Raw genomic sequence first — 15,270 nt, forward strand, 5'->3', positions numbered from 1 at the left:
GTACGGTCCCCGGGACTCGGGAGAGTCCTCAGACCTTGGGCTGCTGCTGGGTGATGCAGTGGATACCGCCACCCCCGGCGAAAATCGTACGTGCGTCAACCAGCGTCACGGTCCGCTCCGGGAACAGTCCGCGGAAGATCTCGGCCGCTTCCTCGTCCCGCGGGTCGTCGAAGGCGCACAGCACGACACCGTCGTTGCACAGGTAGTGGTTGATGTACGAGTAGTCGACCCACTCGCCGTCCTCCTCCAGCGCGGTCGGCGCCGGGATCTCGACGACCTCCAGCCGGCGCCCCTGGGCGTCGGTGGCGGAGCGCAGCAGGGCCGCGATGAGCTTGCAACGCTCGTGGTCCGGGTGCGCCGGGTCGGGCTGGGTGTGCACCATCACCACGCCGGGGCGGGCGAAGGCGGCGACGATGTCCACGTGGCCCTGGGTGCCGTAGGTGCCGTAGTCGCCGGCCAGGCCGTACGGCAGCCAGATGGCCTTGGTGGTGCCGAGGTGGGCGTGGATCTCCTGCTCGACCTGCTCGCGGGTCCAGCCGGGGTTGCGTCCCTCGCCGAGCTGCACGGTGTCGGTCAGCAGGACGGTGCCCTCGCCGTCGACGTGGATGGCGCCGCCCTCGTTGACCAGCGGGGTGCTGAACGTCCGCGTCCCCACGAGGTCGGAGATGTGCCGGGCGATCTTGGAGTCGTTGTCCCAGCGGGCCCACTCCTGGGCGCCCCAGCCGTTGAAGGTCCAGTCGACGGCGGCGAGCTCGCCCTGGGGGTTGGTGACGAAGGTGGGGCCGATGTCCCGCATCCAGGCGTCGTCGAGCTCGTGCTCCACCAGGTCGATGGGGTGCTTGTCGCCGGCGCCGACCACGGCGCGGGCACCGTCGGCGTCACCGGGCGAGACGACCAGGGTGACGGGCTCGTACGCGCTGACGGCGCGGGCGACCGCGCCCCAGGCCCGGCGGGCCTCGGCGAGCTCCTCGTCGTTGGTGAAGGTCGGGTTGGGGCTGGGCCAGGCCATCCAGGTGCGCTCGTGCGGGGCCCACTCGGGGGGCATGCGGTGGCCGGCGTCGACGGGCTTGTTCATGGGGGTGGTCCTTGCTCTTACAGGAAGTACAGGCGGTTGAGGGCGACCGAATCGGCGGCTTCGGAGCGCAGCGGTTCCCCGTCGAGGGAGACGAGTCCGCTGCGCGCGTCCACATCGACCGCGCCCACCCGGGAGTTGAGGAGCATGTCCTTGGGGCCGATGCCGCGCGTCCCGCGGACGGCGACCCGGCGGCGGCGGGTCGGCATGGCGTCGCCGCCGAGGGCCGCGGCCGCGGCCGAGACGAAGGCGACCGAGATGTCCGCGGCGGTGGCGCCGTAGGAGCCGAACTGCGGGCCGAGGACGAGGGGTTCGCAGGTGTCGGTGGCGGCGTTGGGGTCGCCGGTGACGCCGTAGGCGGGGAAGCCGGACTTGAGGACCAGCTGGGGCTTGGCGCCGAAGAACTGGGGGCGCCACAGGACGATGTCGGCGAGCTTGCCGACCTCGATGGAGCCGATCTCGTGGGCCAGGCCGTGGGCGATGGCCGGGTTGATGGTCAGCTTGGCCATGTAGCGCAGCACGCGGGCGTTGTCGTCGGCCTCGCCGTCGCCGGCCTCCCCGTCACGGGGACGAAGGGGCCCGAGCTCGGCCTTCATCTTGGCGGCCATGGCGAAGGTGCGGCGTACGGTCTCACCGGCGCGGCCCATGCCCTGGGCGTCGGATGAGGTGATGCCGATGGCGCCCAGGTCGTGCAGGACGTCCTCGGCTCCCATCGTCCCGGCGCGGATGCGGTCGCGGGCCATGGCGGCGTCGCCGGGCAGGTCCGGCTTGAGGTCGTGGACGGAGACGATCATGCCGTAGTGCTCGGCGACCGCGTCCCGGCCGAAGGGCAGGGTGGGGTTGGTGGAGGAGCCGATGACGTTCGGCACGCCCGCCATCTTCAGCACGTTCGGGACGTGCCCGCCGCCGCAGCCCTCGATGTGGAAGGCGTGGATCGTCCGGCCCTCCAGCACGCGCAGGGTGTCCTCGACGGAGAGGCACTCGTTCAGGCCGTCCGAGTGGAGGGCGACCTGGACGTCGTGCTCCTCGGCCACCCGCAGCGCGGTGTCCAGGGCGCGGGTGTGGGCACCCATGTCCTCGTGCACCTTGAAGCCGGAGGCGCCGCCCTCGGCCAGGGCCTCGACGAGCGGGGCGGCGTCCGAGGAGGAGCCGCGGGCCAGGAAGCCGATGTTGACCGGCCAGGCGTCGAAGGCGTTGAAGGCGTGCTTGAGCGCCCACGGGGAGTTGACGCCGACGCCCCAGACCGGGCCGAACTCCTGGCCGATGACGGTGGTGACACCAGCGGCCAGCGAGGCTTCCATGATCCGCGGGGAGAGCAGGTGGACGTGGGTGTCCACGGCTCCGGCGGTGGCGATCAGGCCCTCGCCGGAGACGATCGAGGTTCCGGTGCCGACGACCACGTCGACCCCGTCGAGGGTGTCGGGGTTGCCGGCCCGGCCGATGGCGTGGATCCGGCCCTCACGGATGCCGATGGACACCTTGCGGATGCCCAGCACCGCGTCGATCACCAGCACGTTGCTGATCACCACGTCGCAGGTGTCCCGGACCGCCGCGGCCTTCAGGTGCAGTCCGTCGCGGGCGGTCTTGCCGAAGCCGGCCAGGAACTCCTCCCCCGGCTTCTGGGCGTCGGACTCCACCCGCACGGTCAGGCCGGAGTCGCCCAGGCGGACCCGGTCGCCGGCCCGGGGGCCGAAGACGGAGGCGTACTCGTGCGGGTCGATGTGCCGGCTGCCGGGGGCGCAGTGGTCACTGTGCTTGGTGGGCCTGCTCATCGCGTTCCTTCCTCCACTCCCAGGTAGCCGCACGCGGCGGCACGGCGCAGGGCTTCTTCCCTGGCGCCGGGGGCGTCCAGCGGCCCGTCCACCAGGCCGGCGAAGCCGATGGCGATCCGGTCGCCGCCGATGGGCACCAGGCCCACCTCGAACTCGCCGCCGGCGTCGAAGCGGACCGAGGAGCCGGCCGGTACGCACAGGCGCATGCCGTAGGCGGCGGCCCGGTCGAAGTCCAGCCGCGGGTTGGCCTCGAAGAAGTGGAAGTGCGAGGTCACGCTGACCGGCACAGCCGCGGTGTTCCGGACGGTCAGCGTGACCTCCGGTTCCGGCGCCGGGCTCTGCGGGCCCGGGACGACGGCGCCCGGGGCGTCCTCGCCCAGCGGGACGGCGCCCTTGATCGGCGAGGACACCACGGCGAGGCGGGATCCGTCGTCGAAGACCGCCTCCACGTGCACCTCGGTGACCACGTCGGCGACGCCCGGCAGGACGTCCCCGGGGCCGAGCACGCTGCGGGCGGCCTCGATGGCCTCGGCGAGCCGCTTCCCGTCGCGGGCGGCCTCACAGACCGTGTCCGCGATCAGCGCGGTCGCCTCCGGGACATTCAGCTTCAGTCCGCGCGCACGCCGGGCGCGCGCCAGTTCCGCCGCGCTGAAGAGCAGCAGCCTGTCGCGCTCCGTTGGGGTCAGCCGCACGACGTCCACCTCCCAGGTCCAGAGTTTAGAACGCCACTCTAACTCTTCAAAAGCTTGCAAGGAACCATTGACCTGCGACATGGGCTTGAGTCACATTGAGTGTCGCTCTAAACAAATCCCCATCCCCACGCGTGTCCCATCAGTCCTCTGCTCGGGAGTCCCCCCATGCCCATCGAACAGCGCGGAGTCGACACCATCCCGGAGGCGGAGCGCACCAGCTCCCCCCGTGACCTCATGGCGATCCTGCTCGGCTCGAACCTCTGTCTCGGCGTGATCGTCTTCGGCTGGCTGCCGCCCTCCTTCGGCCTCGGTTGGTGGCCCTCCGTAACCGCCATCGTGGCCGGGACCGTCATCGGGATCGCGTTCACCGCGCCGCTCGCGCTGGTCTCCCTGCGCACCGGAACCAATCTGTCCACCTCCAGCGGCGCCCACTTCGGCGTACGCGGCCGCCTCGTCGGCTCGGTGGTGGGCCTGCTGCTCGCGCTCGGCTACACGGCGCTCACGCTGTGGATCGGCGGCGACGTGATGGTGGGCGTACTGTCCCGGCTCACCGGACTGCCGGACAGCGGGCCGTCCAAGGCGCTGATGTACGGCGTCCTGGCCGCCTGCACCGTCGTCGGGGCCGTCTTCGGCTACCGGCTGCTGCTGCGGATGAGCAAGCTGCTGTCCGTGCTGATGGTGGCCCTGCTGGCGGTCGGCGTGTTCGCGTACGCCGGCGACTTCACCACCGCCGCCCCGCCGGACACCCCGTACCTGCTGGGCTCCTTCTGGCCGACCTGGCTGCTCGCCGCCGTCGCCGCCGGGCTCAGCGGCCCGGTCGCCTTCATCACCCTGCTCGGCGACTACACCCGCTACATCTCCCCCGTGCGCCACGGCTCCCGCAAGGTGCTGGGGGCCACCGGACTGGGGCTGCTGGCGGGGCTGCTCGTACCCCAGCTGTTCGGTGTGTACACGGCGCTGGCCGCCCGGGCCGGCCTCGACTACGCCGGGCCGCTGGTGGCCGCCTCGCCGGTCTGGTACCTGGTCCCGCTCCTGGTGGCCGCCGCGGCCGGTTCGGTGGGCAACGCCGGGCTGATGCTCTACTCCATGGGCCTGGACCTCGACGCGATCGTGCCGCGGGCCACCCGGGGCAAGGCCACCCTGGTGGCCGCCGCCGTCGCCACCGTGTTCGTCTTCCTGGGCTCCTTCGCGTGGAACGCGCAGTCCGCGATGACCTCCTTCGTACTGCTGCTGACCGCCATCGGCACCCCGTGGGCGGTCATCACCCTGATCGGCTTCGTGCGCTGCCGCGGCGGGTACGACGCCGACGCCCTCCAGGTGTTCAACCGCCGGGCCCGCGGCGGCGTCTACTGGTACAGCGCCGGGTGGAACCTCCGCGCCACCGCCTCCTGGGCGGCGGGTGCGGCGGTGGGCCTGGCCGCCGTGTCCACACCGCTGTACGAGGCGCCGCTGCTGGCGCTGACCGGCGGGGTGGACTGCAGCTTCGTCCTGTCGGGGCTGGTCGGCGGCCTGGTGTACGCGGCGCTGACGTTCCGGGCCGAGCCGGTCGGGACCATGGCCGTGGCCGCTGCCGCCGCGGACTAGGACGAGCACGAAGGACGAGGGGAAGCGCCGTGGAAGAGCTCGTGGAAGTGGTGGGCAAGGTCGCCCGGGGAGTCGCGGGCCTGGCGTACGCCTTCGGGGACAGCGTCATGGCGCTGGGGGGCCCGCCGGAGGGCGGCTCCGCGGCCAAGGCGAAGGACGAGGAGACGAAGGACGGGGAGACGAAGGACGGTTCCGGGGACGGGGCCGGTTCCGGCGGCTGACCGCGCCGGAACGGCCGCACCCGCAGCACACGGGGACGACCCAAGGGGAGGGCCCCCGCCGGATCTTTCGGATCCGGCGGGGCCCTCCCCTTGGTACGCCGTTCGGTGCGTCGTGCGGGTGCCCGCGCGGGATCAGCCCAGCGGGTGCATCCAGCCGTGCGAGTCCTCGGCGTGGCCGGTCTGCAGGGCGAGCAGCGCCTTGCGCAGCCGCATGGTGACCTCGCCGGGAGTGCCGTCGCCCTGGGTCCAGTTGGCGTTGTGGGACTTCACCGAGCCGACCGGGGTGATGACGGCGGCGGTGCCGCAGGCGAACACCTCGGTGAGGGTGCCGTTCTCGGTGTCCCGCTTCCAGTCGTCGGTGGAGATCTTGCCCTCTTCGGCGGTGTAGCCGAGGTCGCGGGCGATGGTGAGGAGCGAGTCGCGGGTGATGCCCGGCAGCAGCGAGCCGGTGAGCTCGGGGGTGACGATGCGGGCGGTGCCGTCGGGGTTCCCGTACACGAAGTACAGGTTCATGCCGCCCATCTCCTCGACCCAGCGGTGCTCCTTGGCGTCCAGCCAGACCACCTGGTCGCAGCCGTGCCCGGCCGCCTCGGCCTGCGCGACCAGGGAGGCCGCGTAGTTCCCGCCGGTCTTGGCCGCGCCCGTGCCGCCCTTGACCGCGCGGACGTACTCCTCGGACAGCCAGACCGAGACCGGCTTGACGCCGCCGGCGAAGTAGGCGCCGGCCGGGGAGGCGATGACCATGAAGAGGAACTCGTTGGCCGGGCGCACCCCGAGGCCGACCTCGGTGGCGAACATGAACGGCCGGAGGTAGAGCGAGGCCTCACCGGAGTCCGGGACCCAGGCGCGGTCCTGCTGGATCAGGGCGTCGCAGGCGGCGATGAACAGCTCGGTGGGCAGCTCCGGCATGGCCATGCGGCGGGCGGAGGCCTGGAAGCGCTCGGCGTTGGCCTCGGGACGGAAGGTGGCGACGGTGCCGTCGGGCTGCTGGTACGCCTTCAGACCCTCGAAGATCGTCTGCGCGTAGTGCAGGGTCATGTTCGCCGGGTCGATGGAGAGCGGCGCGTAGGGGACCAGCTCCGCGTCGTGCCAGCCACGGCCCTCGGTCCACTTGATCGTCACCATGTGGTCGGTGAAGTGGCGGCCGAATCCGGGGCTGGCCAGGACCGCCTCGCGCTCCGCGTCGGACAGCGGGTTCGAGGAGGGCTTGAGCTCGATCGTGGGCGTCGTCATGAGTGCTTGTCCTTCACCGGTTGTGTATGGCGGACCGCGCTCACGGCGTACCAGGACGTCCGAGCTTCCCCGTATTCCGCGGCCTCGCGTTCGATTATCGCGCGGGGACGGTCTTCGGAGAAACGGGGTGATGCGGCCCAGAGGAGATGGTGGCACCCGGGGACGCACAGGGAAAGCCGCCGGGTGCGGGGATGCGCCCGGCGGCTTCTCGCTTGGGTGGAGCTTGAGCTGCTGCGCCGGGTCAGCCGGCTACGCGGGCGGCGAGGGCGTCGCCGATCCGGTCGGTGGACCGGAAGGTGCCGTCGCGCTCGGCGAGGTCGGCGGATACGGCGTCCTCGATGCGGACGGCCTGGGCCTCGTAGCCGAGGTGGCGCAGCAGGAGGGCGACGGACAGGATCGTCGCGGTCGGGTCGGCCTTGCCGGTGCCGGCGATGTCCGGGGCGGAGCCGTGGACCGGCTCGAACATGGACGGGAAGGCGCCGGTCGGGTTGATGTTCCCGGAGGCGGCCAGGCCGATCCCGCCGGTGACGGCGGCGGCCAGGTCGGTGAGGATGTCACCGAAGAGGTTGTCCGTGACGATCACGTCGAAGCGCTCGGGCTGGGTGACGAAGAAGATCGTCGCCGCGTCGACGTGCAGGTAGTCGGTGGTGACCTCGGGGTACTCCTGGCCCACCTTGTCGAAGATGTTCTTCCACATGTGGCCGGCGTACACGAGGACGTTGTTCTTGTGGACCAGCGTCAGCTTCTTGCGGGGGCGGGAGTTGGCCCGCTCGTAGGCGTCGCGGACGACGCGCTCGACACCGTACGCGGTGTTGATGCTGACCTCGGTGGCCACCTCGGCCGGCGTGCCGGTGCGCAGCGAGCCGCCGTTGCCGGTGTACGGGCCCTCGGTGCCCTCGCGGACCACGACGAAGTCGATGTCCGGACGGCCGGCGAGGGGGGTGGCGGTGTTCGGGAAGAGCTTCGACGGGCGCAGGTTGATGAAGTGGTCGAAGGCGAAGCGGAGCTTCAGCAGCAGACCGCGCTCCAGCACGCCGGACGGGACCGAGGGGTCGCCGATGGCGCCCAGCAGGATCGCGTCGTGGTGCTTGAGTGACTCCAGTTCGGCGTCCGGCAGGGTCTCGCCGGTGCGGTGCCAGCGCTGGGCGCCGAGGTCGTATTCCTTGGTCTCCAGCTTCACATCCTGAGGCAGGACCGCGGTAAGGACCTTGAGGCCCTGAGCCACGACTTCCTGGCCGATGCCATCACCGGGGATCACTGCGAGATTGATGCTGGTCGACATGTCGGCACCGTACTCCTCGTCCAGCCTTCAGACACGTTACGTCCACCATGTGGACGCAAACGCGTCGTCGGCGGTGGGGGCCGAGCGGAGGTCCCGGGCGCCCCGGCAAGGGGATCGGCGACGCCCGGGAAGGGGCTCAGTGGCCGGTGGCGCCGCCGTTGTCCCGGCGGTCCAGGGAGCGCTGCAGGGCGGCGGCGGCGTTGCGGCGGTCGGCGTCGGCGGAGCCGGGACGGCGGACGCGGCGGGCGGCGGAGCGGGTGGTGTTGGCGGTGGTGTGCATGGCGATCGACTCCTTGAGAGCGGGGTGTGGCGGGGCCACGGGTGAGGGGTTCTTTCAAGGCGCCGGAAAGGGGCGGGGAGCTGGGCGCCGCAGGGGTTGCCTGCGCGGGGCGCGCGCTCACGACCGCCATTCGCCCGGTCGGCGATGCGTTCGGCTTCTACAAAGCTAGGACAGCTCGCGCTGTATGTCTCGGCAGTTACTCGGACTTCCTAGTATCTGAGACAGGAATATTCGGGCGATATGCGGGGGGCGGCGGGGTGATGCGCCGCCGATACCCGGGAAATGCGGGACGGATAGCGGACGGAGGGGTTCCTGCCCGGGCGGGGCGGACGGGCTCCGGACGGCCCCGGACGGGTGCGGCAGGGCATCCGGCCGGGCGTGTCGGGGCATCCGACCGGGCGTGTCGGGGGGGCGGTTCGGCCGCCGCGTTCGGGGCTGCTCAGCCGCCGGCCGTGCGGCGGCCCGCGCGGAGCTCCCGGATCAGGGCCTGGACGGCCGGGGTGCCGGCCAGCTCCCGGGTGGTCACGTAGCCGACCGAGCGGGTGGGCCGCTCCGGACCGAGATCGGTGATCCGTACGGTGTCCGGTGCTCCCGTCAGGGACAGCGCGGGCATGATCGCCATGCCGAGGCCGCGCTCCACCATGGTCAGCACCATGCCGTCGTCCTCGGCCTTCACCGTGGCCCGCGGGATCCAGTCCTGGGCCCGCCACCACTCCCGGGTGTACGAGCCGCAGTTCTCGTCCCAGTCCAGCAGCGGCAGCGCCTTGGGGTCGGCGTGCCCGGCCGGATGCACCAGGGCGTACGGCTCCTCGGCCAGCAGCCCGGTCAGCAGCCCGGCCGGTACGCCGCCGGAGCCGCCCAGGGTGGCGATGCCGAGGTCGGCCCGGCCGGCCGCCACCTCCCCCGCCGTGCCCGCGCCCAGCTCCCGGACCACGCGCACCTCCGGCCGGATGCCGGGGTGGCGGGCGGTGAGCCGCTCCAGCGCGGGCGGCAGCAGGTGCAGGGCCGCGCTGCGGAACGCGGCGATCCTGAGGGTGCCCTCGACGGCGCCCGGCCCGGAGCCCCGCCCGGCGCCGCGCACCTCCGCGCCCAGCAGCTCGTACAGCCGGAGGATCCGGCGGCCCAGTCCCACCGCCCGCTCACCCGCCGGGGTGGGCCGGGCCCCGGAGCGGCCGCGCTCGAAGAGCACCGCTCCCAGTTTGGTCTCGGCGGCCCGCACCGCGTGCGACACGGCGGACTGGGTGATCCCCAGGGCGGCTCCGGCCGGCGAGAAGCCGCCGGCCTCGGCGACGGCCACCAGGATCCGAAGCTCCTGCGGGGTGAGCAGGTCCTGCACGGCGGGCGGTTGCCGCACGGCGGGCGGTTCCTGCGGTGCGGGCACGGCCACGGGCCTCCCACCTCGTTCCATCAACGGTCTTCATGGATGTGTGCGTTCCATGACCCCAACCACCTGCCCGGCCCGCGGATTCCTTCCTAGCGTCACTGCCATGAACGACACCGCACGCGCCGTCCACCAGACCGCCCGCCCGACCGGCTTCCCCTCCGCCTCCGACTTCACCCTCGTCGAGACCCCCGTCCCCGCACCCGCCCCCGGCACGGCGCTCGTCGAGAACCTGCTGCTCTCGGTGGACCCGTACCACCGGGGCCTAATGGACGGCGGCGAGGGAGGCTTCGAGCTGCACGCCCCGCTGGAGGGCCGCTCGGTCGGCCGGGTCCTCGCCTCCCGCGACCCGGGGCTGCGCGAGGGCGACCTGGTCTTCCACCGGGCGGGCTGGCGGACCCACGCGCTGGTCACCCCCGGCGTGGACGGCACGCGCAGGCTCCGCGCGTACGAGGGGGTCCCGCTGGAGGCGCACCTGTCGGTCCTCGGTGGCACCGGTCTCACCGCGTACGCGGCGCTGACCCGGACGGCGGCCCTGCGGGAGGGCGAGGACGTGTACATCTCCTCGGCCGCCGGCGGGGTCGGCACCGCCGCCGGTCACATCGCCCGCCTGCTGGGGGCCCGCCGGGTCGTCGGCAGCGCCGGCTCCCCGGAGAAGGTGCGGCACCTCACCGAGCGGCTCGGTTTCGACGCCGCCTTCGACTACCACGACGGGCCGGTCGGCGAACTCCTCGCGGAGGCCGCGCCGGACGGGATCGACGTGTACGTCGACAACGTGGGCGGCGACCACCTGGCGGGCGCGATCGACGTGCTGCGCGAGTACGGGCGGATCGCCTGGGTCGGCGCCATCTCCCTCTACAACGGCGACCGTTCACCGGCCGCGCCGCGCAACCTCTTCGAGATCGTCCACAAGTCACTTCGGCTGGAAGGAGTATTGGTTCGCAACCACACCAATCTCCAGGAGGAGCTGGAGGATCTGCTGGTGCCGCACCTGCGGAGCGGGCGGGTGGGCACCGACACCACCGTTGTCCAGGGCTTCGACCGTACGGTGGAGGCGTTCCTGGGCATGCTGCGCGGGGAGAACACGGGCAAGATGCTGGTCCGTACGGGGGTCTGATCCCGGCCACCACCTGTTCACCGATTCCTTACTGCACGGATGTAGACCTTTGATGCCGCCGCCGTCACTCTTGCGCTCGACGTGCCGACCGGGCACCGGAGTTGACGAGTCGAAGGCGAGTGACCAGTGACACCGATCAGCCGTAGAGGGTTCGTGGGGATCGGCGCCGGTCTCGTGGCGGGCGCGGCGGGGGCGGCCGTACCGGCCGCGGCCGCGGCGGCCGGACCGCTCTCGGCGGTCGCGGCCGCCGCGACCGGCACCCTCACCGACGTGAAGCACGTGGTGGTCCTGATGCAGGAGAACCGCAGCTTCGACCACTACTTCGGCAAGCTGAAGGGCGTCCGCGGGTTCGGCGACCGGGCGGCCGGCAACCTGCCCGGCGGATGGGGCATGTTCAACCAGCCCAACTGGGGCGGCCGCCAGTACCCGTGGAAGCTGTCCGCCACCCCGGCGGCCGGCGGCGCGGACGGCGAGACCCTCGCCCAGTGCACCGGCGACCTCCCGCACAGCTGGACCTCGCAGCACGCCGCCTGGAACAAGGGCCGGATGGACAACTGGGTCGCCGGCGTCGGCAAGACCCACACCCTCGGCCACCTGGACCGGGGCGACATCCCCTTCCACTACGCCCTCGCCGACGCCTACACCCTCTGCGACGCGTACTTCTGCTCGGCGCTCAGCGCCACCGGCCCCAACCGCACCTTCCTGTGGAGCGGGAAGATCGACGCCTCCAGCAAGGACGGCGGCGACGAGTCGGGGCTGACCTGGGAGACGTACGCGGAGGCGCTGGAGCGGGCCGGGATCTCCTGGCGGGTCTACCAGAACGCCCAGGACAACTACGGGGACAACGGCCTGGCGTACTTCAGGAAGTTCACGGACGCGGCGCCGGGCACCCCGTGGCACGACAAGGGCATGTCCTCCGTCCCCCGTGTCACCGGCTCCACCCCGGACGACATCGCGGCCGCCATCCGGGCCGACGTCGTCGCCGGCACCCTCCCCCAGGTCTCCTGGGTGGTCGCGAACGAGGCCTTCTCCGAGCACCCGTACGCCCCGCCGGGCGACGGCGCCCACTTCGTGGACCTGGTCTACCGGGCGCTGGCGGCGAACCCGGAGGTCTTCGACTCCACCGTGCTCTTCCTGAACTACGACGAGAACGACGGCTTCTTCGACCACGTGCCGCCGCCCGTCGCCCCGCCCGGCACCCCCGGCGAGTACCTCGACGGGCTGCCGATCGGCCTCGGCTTCCGCGTCCCGATGCTGGTGATGTCGCCGTGGACCCGGGGCGGCTGGGTCAGCTCGGAGGTCTTCGACCACACCTCCGTGCTCCGCTTCCTGGAGACCTGGACCACGGCGCTGGGCCGGCCCGCCCTCTGCCCGAACATCAGCGCCTGGCGGCGCAAGGTGACCGGCGACCTCACCGGCGTCTTCGACTTCGCCCGCCCGGTGTACGGGGTCCCGGCCGGGCTCCCGTCCACGGCGAAGGTCATCGGCCAGGCGACCTGCGCTCCGCTGCCCAACCCGGTCCCGCAGGACAACGCGCTGCCCGCGCAGGAGCCGGGCACCCGCCCCGCGCGGGCCCTCCCCTACCAGGTGAACGGCAATCTGGACCGGTTCGAATTCGGCGCCGCCGGCCAGATCACGGCCTGGTTCTCGATGTCCAACCAGGGCGCGCAGGCCACCCGCCCGGCGCACTTCTCGATCCACCCGCACCAGCACCGGGACACGGCGGCCTGGCAGTACACGGTGGACGCCGGCAGCACGGCCACGGACTACTTCCACATCGGTCTGGGCCACGGCTCCGGCAAGTACGACATCTCCATGCACGGCCCGAACCGCTTCCTGCGGCGCTTCATCGGCGACGCCACCAAGCCGGGCAAGGACCTGGAGGTCGCGGCCCGCTATGCCGTCGAGTCCGGCACCGGCAAGATGGCGGTCTGGTTCAAGATGACGAACGCCTCGGCCTCCCCGGTCACCTTCACGATCCGCTCCAACGCCTACCGCACGGACGGCCCGTGGACGTACACCGTCCCGGCGCGCTCCTCCCGCGAGGACTACTTCAACGCGGTGGCGTACAGCAAGGGCTGGTACGACTTCACGGTCCTGGCGAACTCCGACGGCACCTGGTCCCGCCGCTACACCGGCCACATCGAGACGGGCGCGCCGAGCGTCTCGGGCTCGTAGCGCACGGGGCACGTCAGCCGAAACAGACCCGGCCGCCCTCGGCCGGGCTGCCCGGCGTCAGGCAGAACCGGGCGCCGGCGGGGCCCCGCTCCGCCGGTGCCATGGGTGTCGCCACGTACCGGCCGACGTCCTGGCCGCTCGCCCGGAACACCTGCGGTTCCGGGCCGCCCGGCACGGACACCTCGATCCGGTCCCCGGCCTTCAGCCCCGCCGCCCGCACCCACACCGCCCGGCACAACTCACCGTGGCGCAGTTCGAGTTGCCGCCCGCCGGGGACGGTTCCGGTGCGGACGGTGGTCACCATGCCCGCGCCCCCGCAGCCCATCCGCAGCGGGTCCTTCCCCGCACAGCCCGCCGCCGCACAGCCCGGATTCCGGATCGGCTTCTCCGGCTCGCCCGCCGGGGGCGGCTCCGGACCGGACCCCCGGACCAGGAGCAGCGCCCCGGCCACGGCGAGCGCGGCACCGCAGAGTGCGACACCGCAGAGTGCGGCGACCGCGACGGCCGTCCGCCGGCCTGCCGGGACGGCGGCCGGTCCGGGGGCCGGTCCGGGGACCGGTCCGGGGGCCGGTCCGGGGACCGGTCCGAGGACCGGTTCGGGGGCCGGTCCGGGGACCGGCTCGGCAGCGGGCTCAGACCCTTCGGCCCGGGCCCGGGCGCTCCAGGCGGCGTCGGCGAACTCCCAGAGGGCGAGCAGGCGGCCCGGGGGCTCGTCCGCGACCCCGCACAGGGCCTCGACGGCCTGCCGGGGCGGCGGCTGCTTGCCGTTGAGGTAGCGCTCCCACGAGGACTTGCTGTACGGGGTACGCCGACCGAGGGCCGCGAGGCTCAGCCCCGTCCGCTCGCGCAGCCGGCTCAGTTCGGCGGCGAGCCGCGTGCACTCCGCCGGACGCGTCACCCGCGCAGCTCTCCCCAGGTCTTCGGCCCGACGATGCCGTCCGCGACCAGGCCGCGCGCCGCCTGGAACCGGGTGGCGGCGTCCTTCGTGCCCTGGCCGTAGAGCCCGTCGGTCGAGCCCGGGTCGAAGCCGTGCTCCCGCAGCAGGCACTGGACCTCGACGACGTCGAAACCGGTGCTGTTGATGTCGAGCAGGATCTCGCGGTTCGTGCTGTGGCCCGCACGCAGCTCTCCGTCCCGGCGGCGGACGTCGCAGTCGTACGCCACCCCGCGCCGGTAGCCGGACTTGCCGGTGTCGGCGGCGGCCGGCTCGTCGTCGCCCATGGCGCCGCCGGCCAGCAGTCCGGCGGTGAAGGCCAGGGCCACGGCGACTGCGACGCCGACGAGGAAGCCGCGCAGCGAGACGGTGCGCGGGACGGGCCCGCCCGGGACAGCGCCCGGGACGGTACCCGGGTCGGGGTCGGAGGCCGCCTCCGGGACCTGGCCCGGGACCGCCTCCGGGACCTGGCCCGGGACCGCCTCCGGGACCGCCTCCGGAACGTCCGCCGCCCGGCCGTGGGCGTCCCGCCGCGCCTGGACGGCGACCTCGTGGAGCACCACCAGGCGCGTCGGATCCTGGCCGCACACCTGCGCGAGCTCCACGACGGCCTCGCGGGGCACGGGCTGCTTTCCGTTGAGGTACCGCTCCCACGAAGAACGGCTGTAGCCGGTCTTCCCCGCGAGCGCGGCCAGGCTCAGGCCGCTGTGGTCCTTCAGCCGCCGCAGCTCCGCGATGAGCCGCCGCTCCCTGCCCTCCAGGACGGCGGGCAGATCCTTCCAACGTGCCACTGGTCGCTCCCCCTCGGTCGGGGTCCAGCATCGGGCCGCCGGGTCATGGCAGCCAGTCTCCCCGGGCGGCTTGGCGTGATCCCCTCGCGTCGGCCGCGTCCCACGAGAGCATCCCGGCCTGGGGCGTCCCAGCAGGTCAGGGCGTGGGACGTCCCACGTCGACCCTGCTTTCCCGGCTCGCTGGACCCCGGCCAGGTTGGCGCAGGAGAGTCGCTCCGAACGCCGGGCCGGATGCCCGGCCGACAACGGAGGGAGTGCTTCCCATGAACCTTCGCAAGCAGCTCACGGTGGCCGTCGCGACGGCCGTCCTCGGCAGCGGACTCGTCTTCGCCGGCTCCGCCCAAGCGGCCACCGCGCCCACTGCCACGACGGTGGCGCCCGGCGCGTCGCACAACTGCACCTACTACAACGGCACCGCGATCACCAGGACGGGCCAGACGGGCTCGGCCGCGGTGGCCCGGATCAAGCAGGTGCAGTGCCTGATCAACCAGAACACCAGCTACCTGCCGCTGCTCGCCGTGGACGGCAAGTTCGGCCAGGCCACCTACGACGCCGTGAAGTCCGTACAGAGGCACGCCGGCATCGCCGTCGACGGCGAGGTCGGCCCGAACACCTGGGCCAAGCTCCGGGCCGGAGTGTGGTGGTAGCCCACACCTGACCCGACCACGGGAAAGGACGGGGGAACGCGGAAAAGCACGGGGGAACGGGGGCAGGCACGGGGGAACGGGGGAAA

14 protein-coding genes are annotated in these 15,270 nt (G+C 72.7%); 5 read left to right on the forward strand and 9 right to left on the reverse strand.

The window, feature by feature from the left end:
• Window positions 1–28: 28 nt before the first annotated feature.
• From AC067U_RS28040 to ureA, 3 genes are read right to left on the reverse strand one after another with little or no spacing between them, the layout of a single operon-like run.
• Entirely contained in the window at window positions 29–1,075 is a 1,047-nt protein-coding gene (locus AC067U_RS28040) for an agmatine deiminase family protein (protein ID WP_478832557.1), read from the reverse strand.
• Between the two features lie 17 nt (window positions 1,076–1,092).
• The gene (locus tag AC067U_RS28045; RefSeq protein WP_478832558.1) at window positions 1,093–2,844 is read right to left on the reverse strand and encodes an urease subunit alpha; all 1,752 of its coding nucleotides are present in this window, start codon (window positions 2,842–2,844) and stop codon (window positions 1,093–1,095) included.
• Window positions 2,841–3,536 carry an urease subunit gamma gene (gene ureA / locus AC067U_RS28050; protein WP_478832559.1) on the reverse strand — a complete coding sequence of 232 codons (696 nt, stop codon included), beginning with the start codon at window positions 3,534–3,536 and terminating at the stop codon, window positions 2,841–2,843. Before ureA ends, AC067U_RS28045 begins: the two co-directional genes overlap by 4 nt.
• Window positions 3,537–3,701: 165 nt before the next feature.
• On the opposite strand from ureA, the gene AC067U_RS28055 reads away from it, so the two are divergent.
• Together AC067U_RS28055 and AC067U_RS28060 are read left to right on the forward strand one after the other, a co-directional pair.
• Window positions 3,702–5,120, forward strand: a complete 1,419-nt coding sequence (locus AC067U_RS28055) for a cytosine permease (protein ID WP_478832560.1) — start codon at window positions 3,702–3,704, stop codon at window positions 5,118–5,120.
• Window positions 5,121–5,149: 29 nt separating this feature from the next.
• On the forward strand, window positions 5,150–5,341 hold the full coding sequence (locus AC067U_RS28060; protein ID WP_478832561.1) for a hypothetical protein: 192 nt from the start codon (window positions 5,150–5,152) through the stop codon (window positions 5,339–5,341).
• A 132-nt stretch (window positions 5,342–5,473) separates the two neighbouring features.
• Here the strand turns inward: AC067U_RS28060 and AC067U_RS28065 are convergent, their stop codons facing one another.
• The 4 genes from AC067U_RS28065 to AC067U_RS28080 all read right to left on the reverse strand — a co-directional run bounded on the left by AC067U_RS28065 (window position 5,474) and on the right by AC067U_RS28080 (window position 9,517).
• Complete coding sequence (locus tag AC067U_RS28065) at window positions 5,474–6,574, reverse strand: branched-chain amino acid aminotransferase (protein ID WP_478832562.1); 1,101 nt, start codon at window positions 6,572–6,574, stop codon at window positions 5,474–5,476.
• 241 nt (window positions 6,575–6,815) lie between these two features.
• A complete protein-coding gene (locus tag AC067U_RS28070; RefSeq protein ID WP_478832563.1) occupies window positions 6,816–7,856 on the reverse strand; it encodes a 3-isopropylmalate dehydrogenase in 1,041 nt (346 codons plus the stop codon).
• Window positions 7,857–7,992: 136 nt separating this feature from the next.
• Window positions 7,993–8,136 (reverse strand): hypothetical protein, encoded by a 144-nt coding sequence (locus AC067U_RS28075; protein WP_478832564.1) that lies wholly within the window; start codon window positions 8,134–8,136, stop codon window positions 7,993–7,995.
• Window positions 8,137–8,575: 439 nt separating this feature from the next.
• Window positions 8,576–9,517, reverse strand: a complete 942-nt coding sequence (locus AC067U_RS28080; RefSeq protein ID WP_478832644.1) for a LysR family transcriptional regulator — start codon at window positions 9,515–9,517, stop codon at window positions 8,576–8,578.
• 106 nt (window positions 9,518–9,623) lie between these two features.
• On the opposite strand from AC067U_RS28080, the gene AC067U_RS28085 reads away from it, so the two are divergent.
• Both AC067U_RS28085 and AC067U_RS28090 read left to right on the forward strand, forming a co-directional pair.
• Window positions 9,624–10,634: an NADP-dependent oxidoreductase gene (locus AC067U_RS28085; RefSeq protein WP_478832565.1), complete on the forward strand. Its 1,011-nt coding sequence runs from the start codon at window positions 9,624–9,626 to the stop codon at window positions 10,632–10,634.
• A 126-nt stretch (window positions 10,635–10,760) separates the two neighbouring features.
• Complete coding sequence (locus AC067U_RS28090; protein WP_478832566.1) at window positions 10,761–12,812, forward strand: phosphocholine-specific phospholipase C; 2,052 nt, start codon at window positions 10,761–10,763, stop codon at window positions 12,810–12,812.
• Between the two features lie 13 nt (window positions 12,813–12,825).
• Here AC067U_RS28090 and AC067U_RS28095 read toward each other — a convergent pair whose 3' ends face one another.
• Both AC067U_RS28095 and AC067U_RS28100 read right to left on the reverse strand, forming a co-directional pair.
• Window positions 12,826–13,710: a helix-turn-helix domain-containing protein gene (locus tag AC067U_RS28095; RefSeq protein ID WP_478832567.1), complete on the reverse strand. Its 885-nt coding sequence runs from the start codon at window positions 13,708–13,710 to the stop codon at window positions 12,826–12,828.
• Window positions 13,707–14,537: a helix-turn-helix domain-containing protein gene (locus AC067U_RS28100; RefSeq protein ID WP_478832568.1), complete on the reverse strand. Its 831-nt coding sequence runs from the start codon at window positions 14,535–14,537 to the stop codon at window positions 13,707–13,709. Before AC067U_RS28100 ends, AC067U_RS28095 begins: the two co-directional genes overlap by 4 nt.
• Window positions 14,538–14,800: 263 nt before the next feature.
• Between AC067U_RS28100 and AC067U_RS28105 the strand changes: the two genes are divergently transcribed.
• Window positions 14,801–15,184 (forward strand): peptidoglycan-binding domain-containing protein, encoded by a 384-nt coding sequence (locus AC067U_RS28105; protein WP_478832569.1) that lies wholly within the window; start codon window positions 14,801–14,803, stop codon window positions 15,182–15,184.
• Window positions 15,185–15,270 lie beyond the last annotated feature (86 nt).

Source organism: Streptomyces sp. NPDC043853, assembly GCF_056436025.1.

Bases quoted from the DNA above. Each gene is read 5' to 3' on its own strand.
- AC067U_RS28070 (WP_478832563.1), bottom strand. From the start codon at position 7,856: ATGTCGACCAGCATCAATCTCGCAGTGATCCCCGGTGATGGCATCGGC.
- AC067U_RS28055 (WP_478832560.1), top strand. From the start codon at position 3,702: ATGCCCATCGAACAGCGCGGAGTCGACACCATCCCGGAGGCGGAGCGC.
- AC067U_RS28075 (WP_478832564.1), bottom strand. From the start codon at position 8,136: ATGCACACCACCGCCAACACCACCCGCTCCGCCGCCCGCCGCGTCCGC.
- AC067U_RS28105 (WP_478832569.1), top strand. From the start codon at position 14,801: ATGAACCTTCGCAAGCAGCTCACGGTGGCCGTCGCGACGGCCGTCCTC.
- AC067U_RS28045 (WP_478832558.1), bottom strand. From the start codon at position 2,844: ATGAGCAGGCCCACCAAGCACAGTGACCACTGCGCCCCCGGCAGCCGG.
- AC067U_RS28065 (WP_478832562.1), bottom strand. From the start codon at position 6,574: ATGACGACGCCCACGATCGAGCTCAAGCCCTCCTCGAACCCGCTGTCC.
- AC067U_RS28040 (WP_478832557.1), bottom strand. From the start codon at position 1,075: ATGAACAAGCCCGTCGACGCCGGCCACCGCATGCCCCCCGAGTGGGCC.
- AC067U_RS28085 (WP_478832565.1), top strand. From the start codon at position 9,624: ATGAACGACACCGCACGCGCCGTCCACCAGACCGCCCGCCCGACCGGC.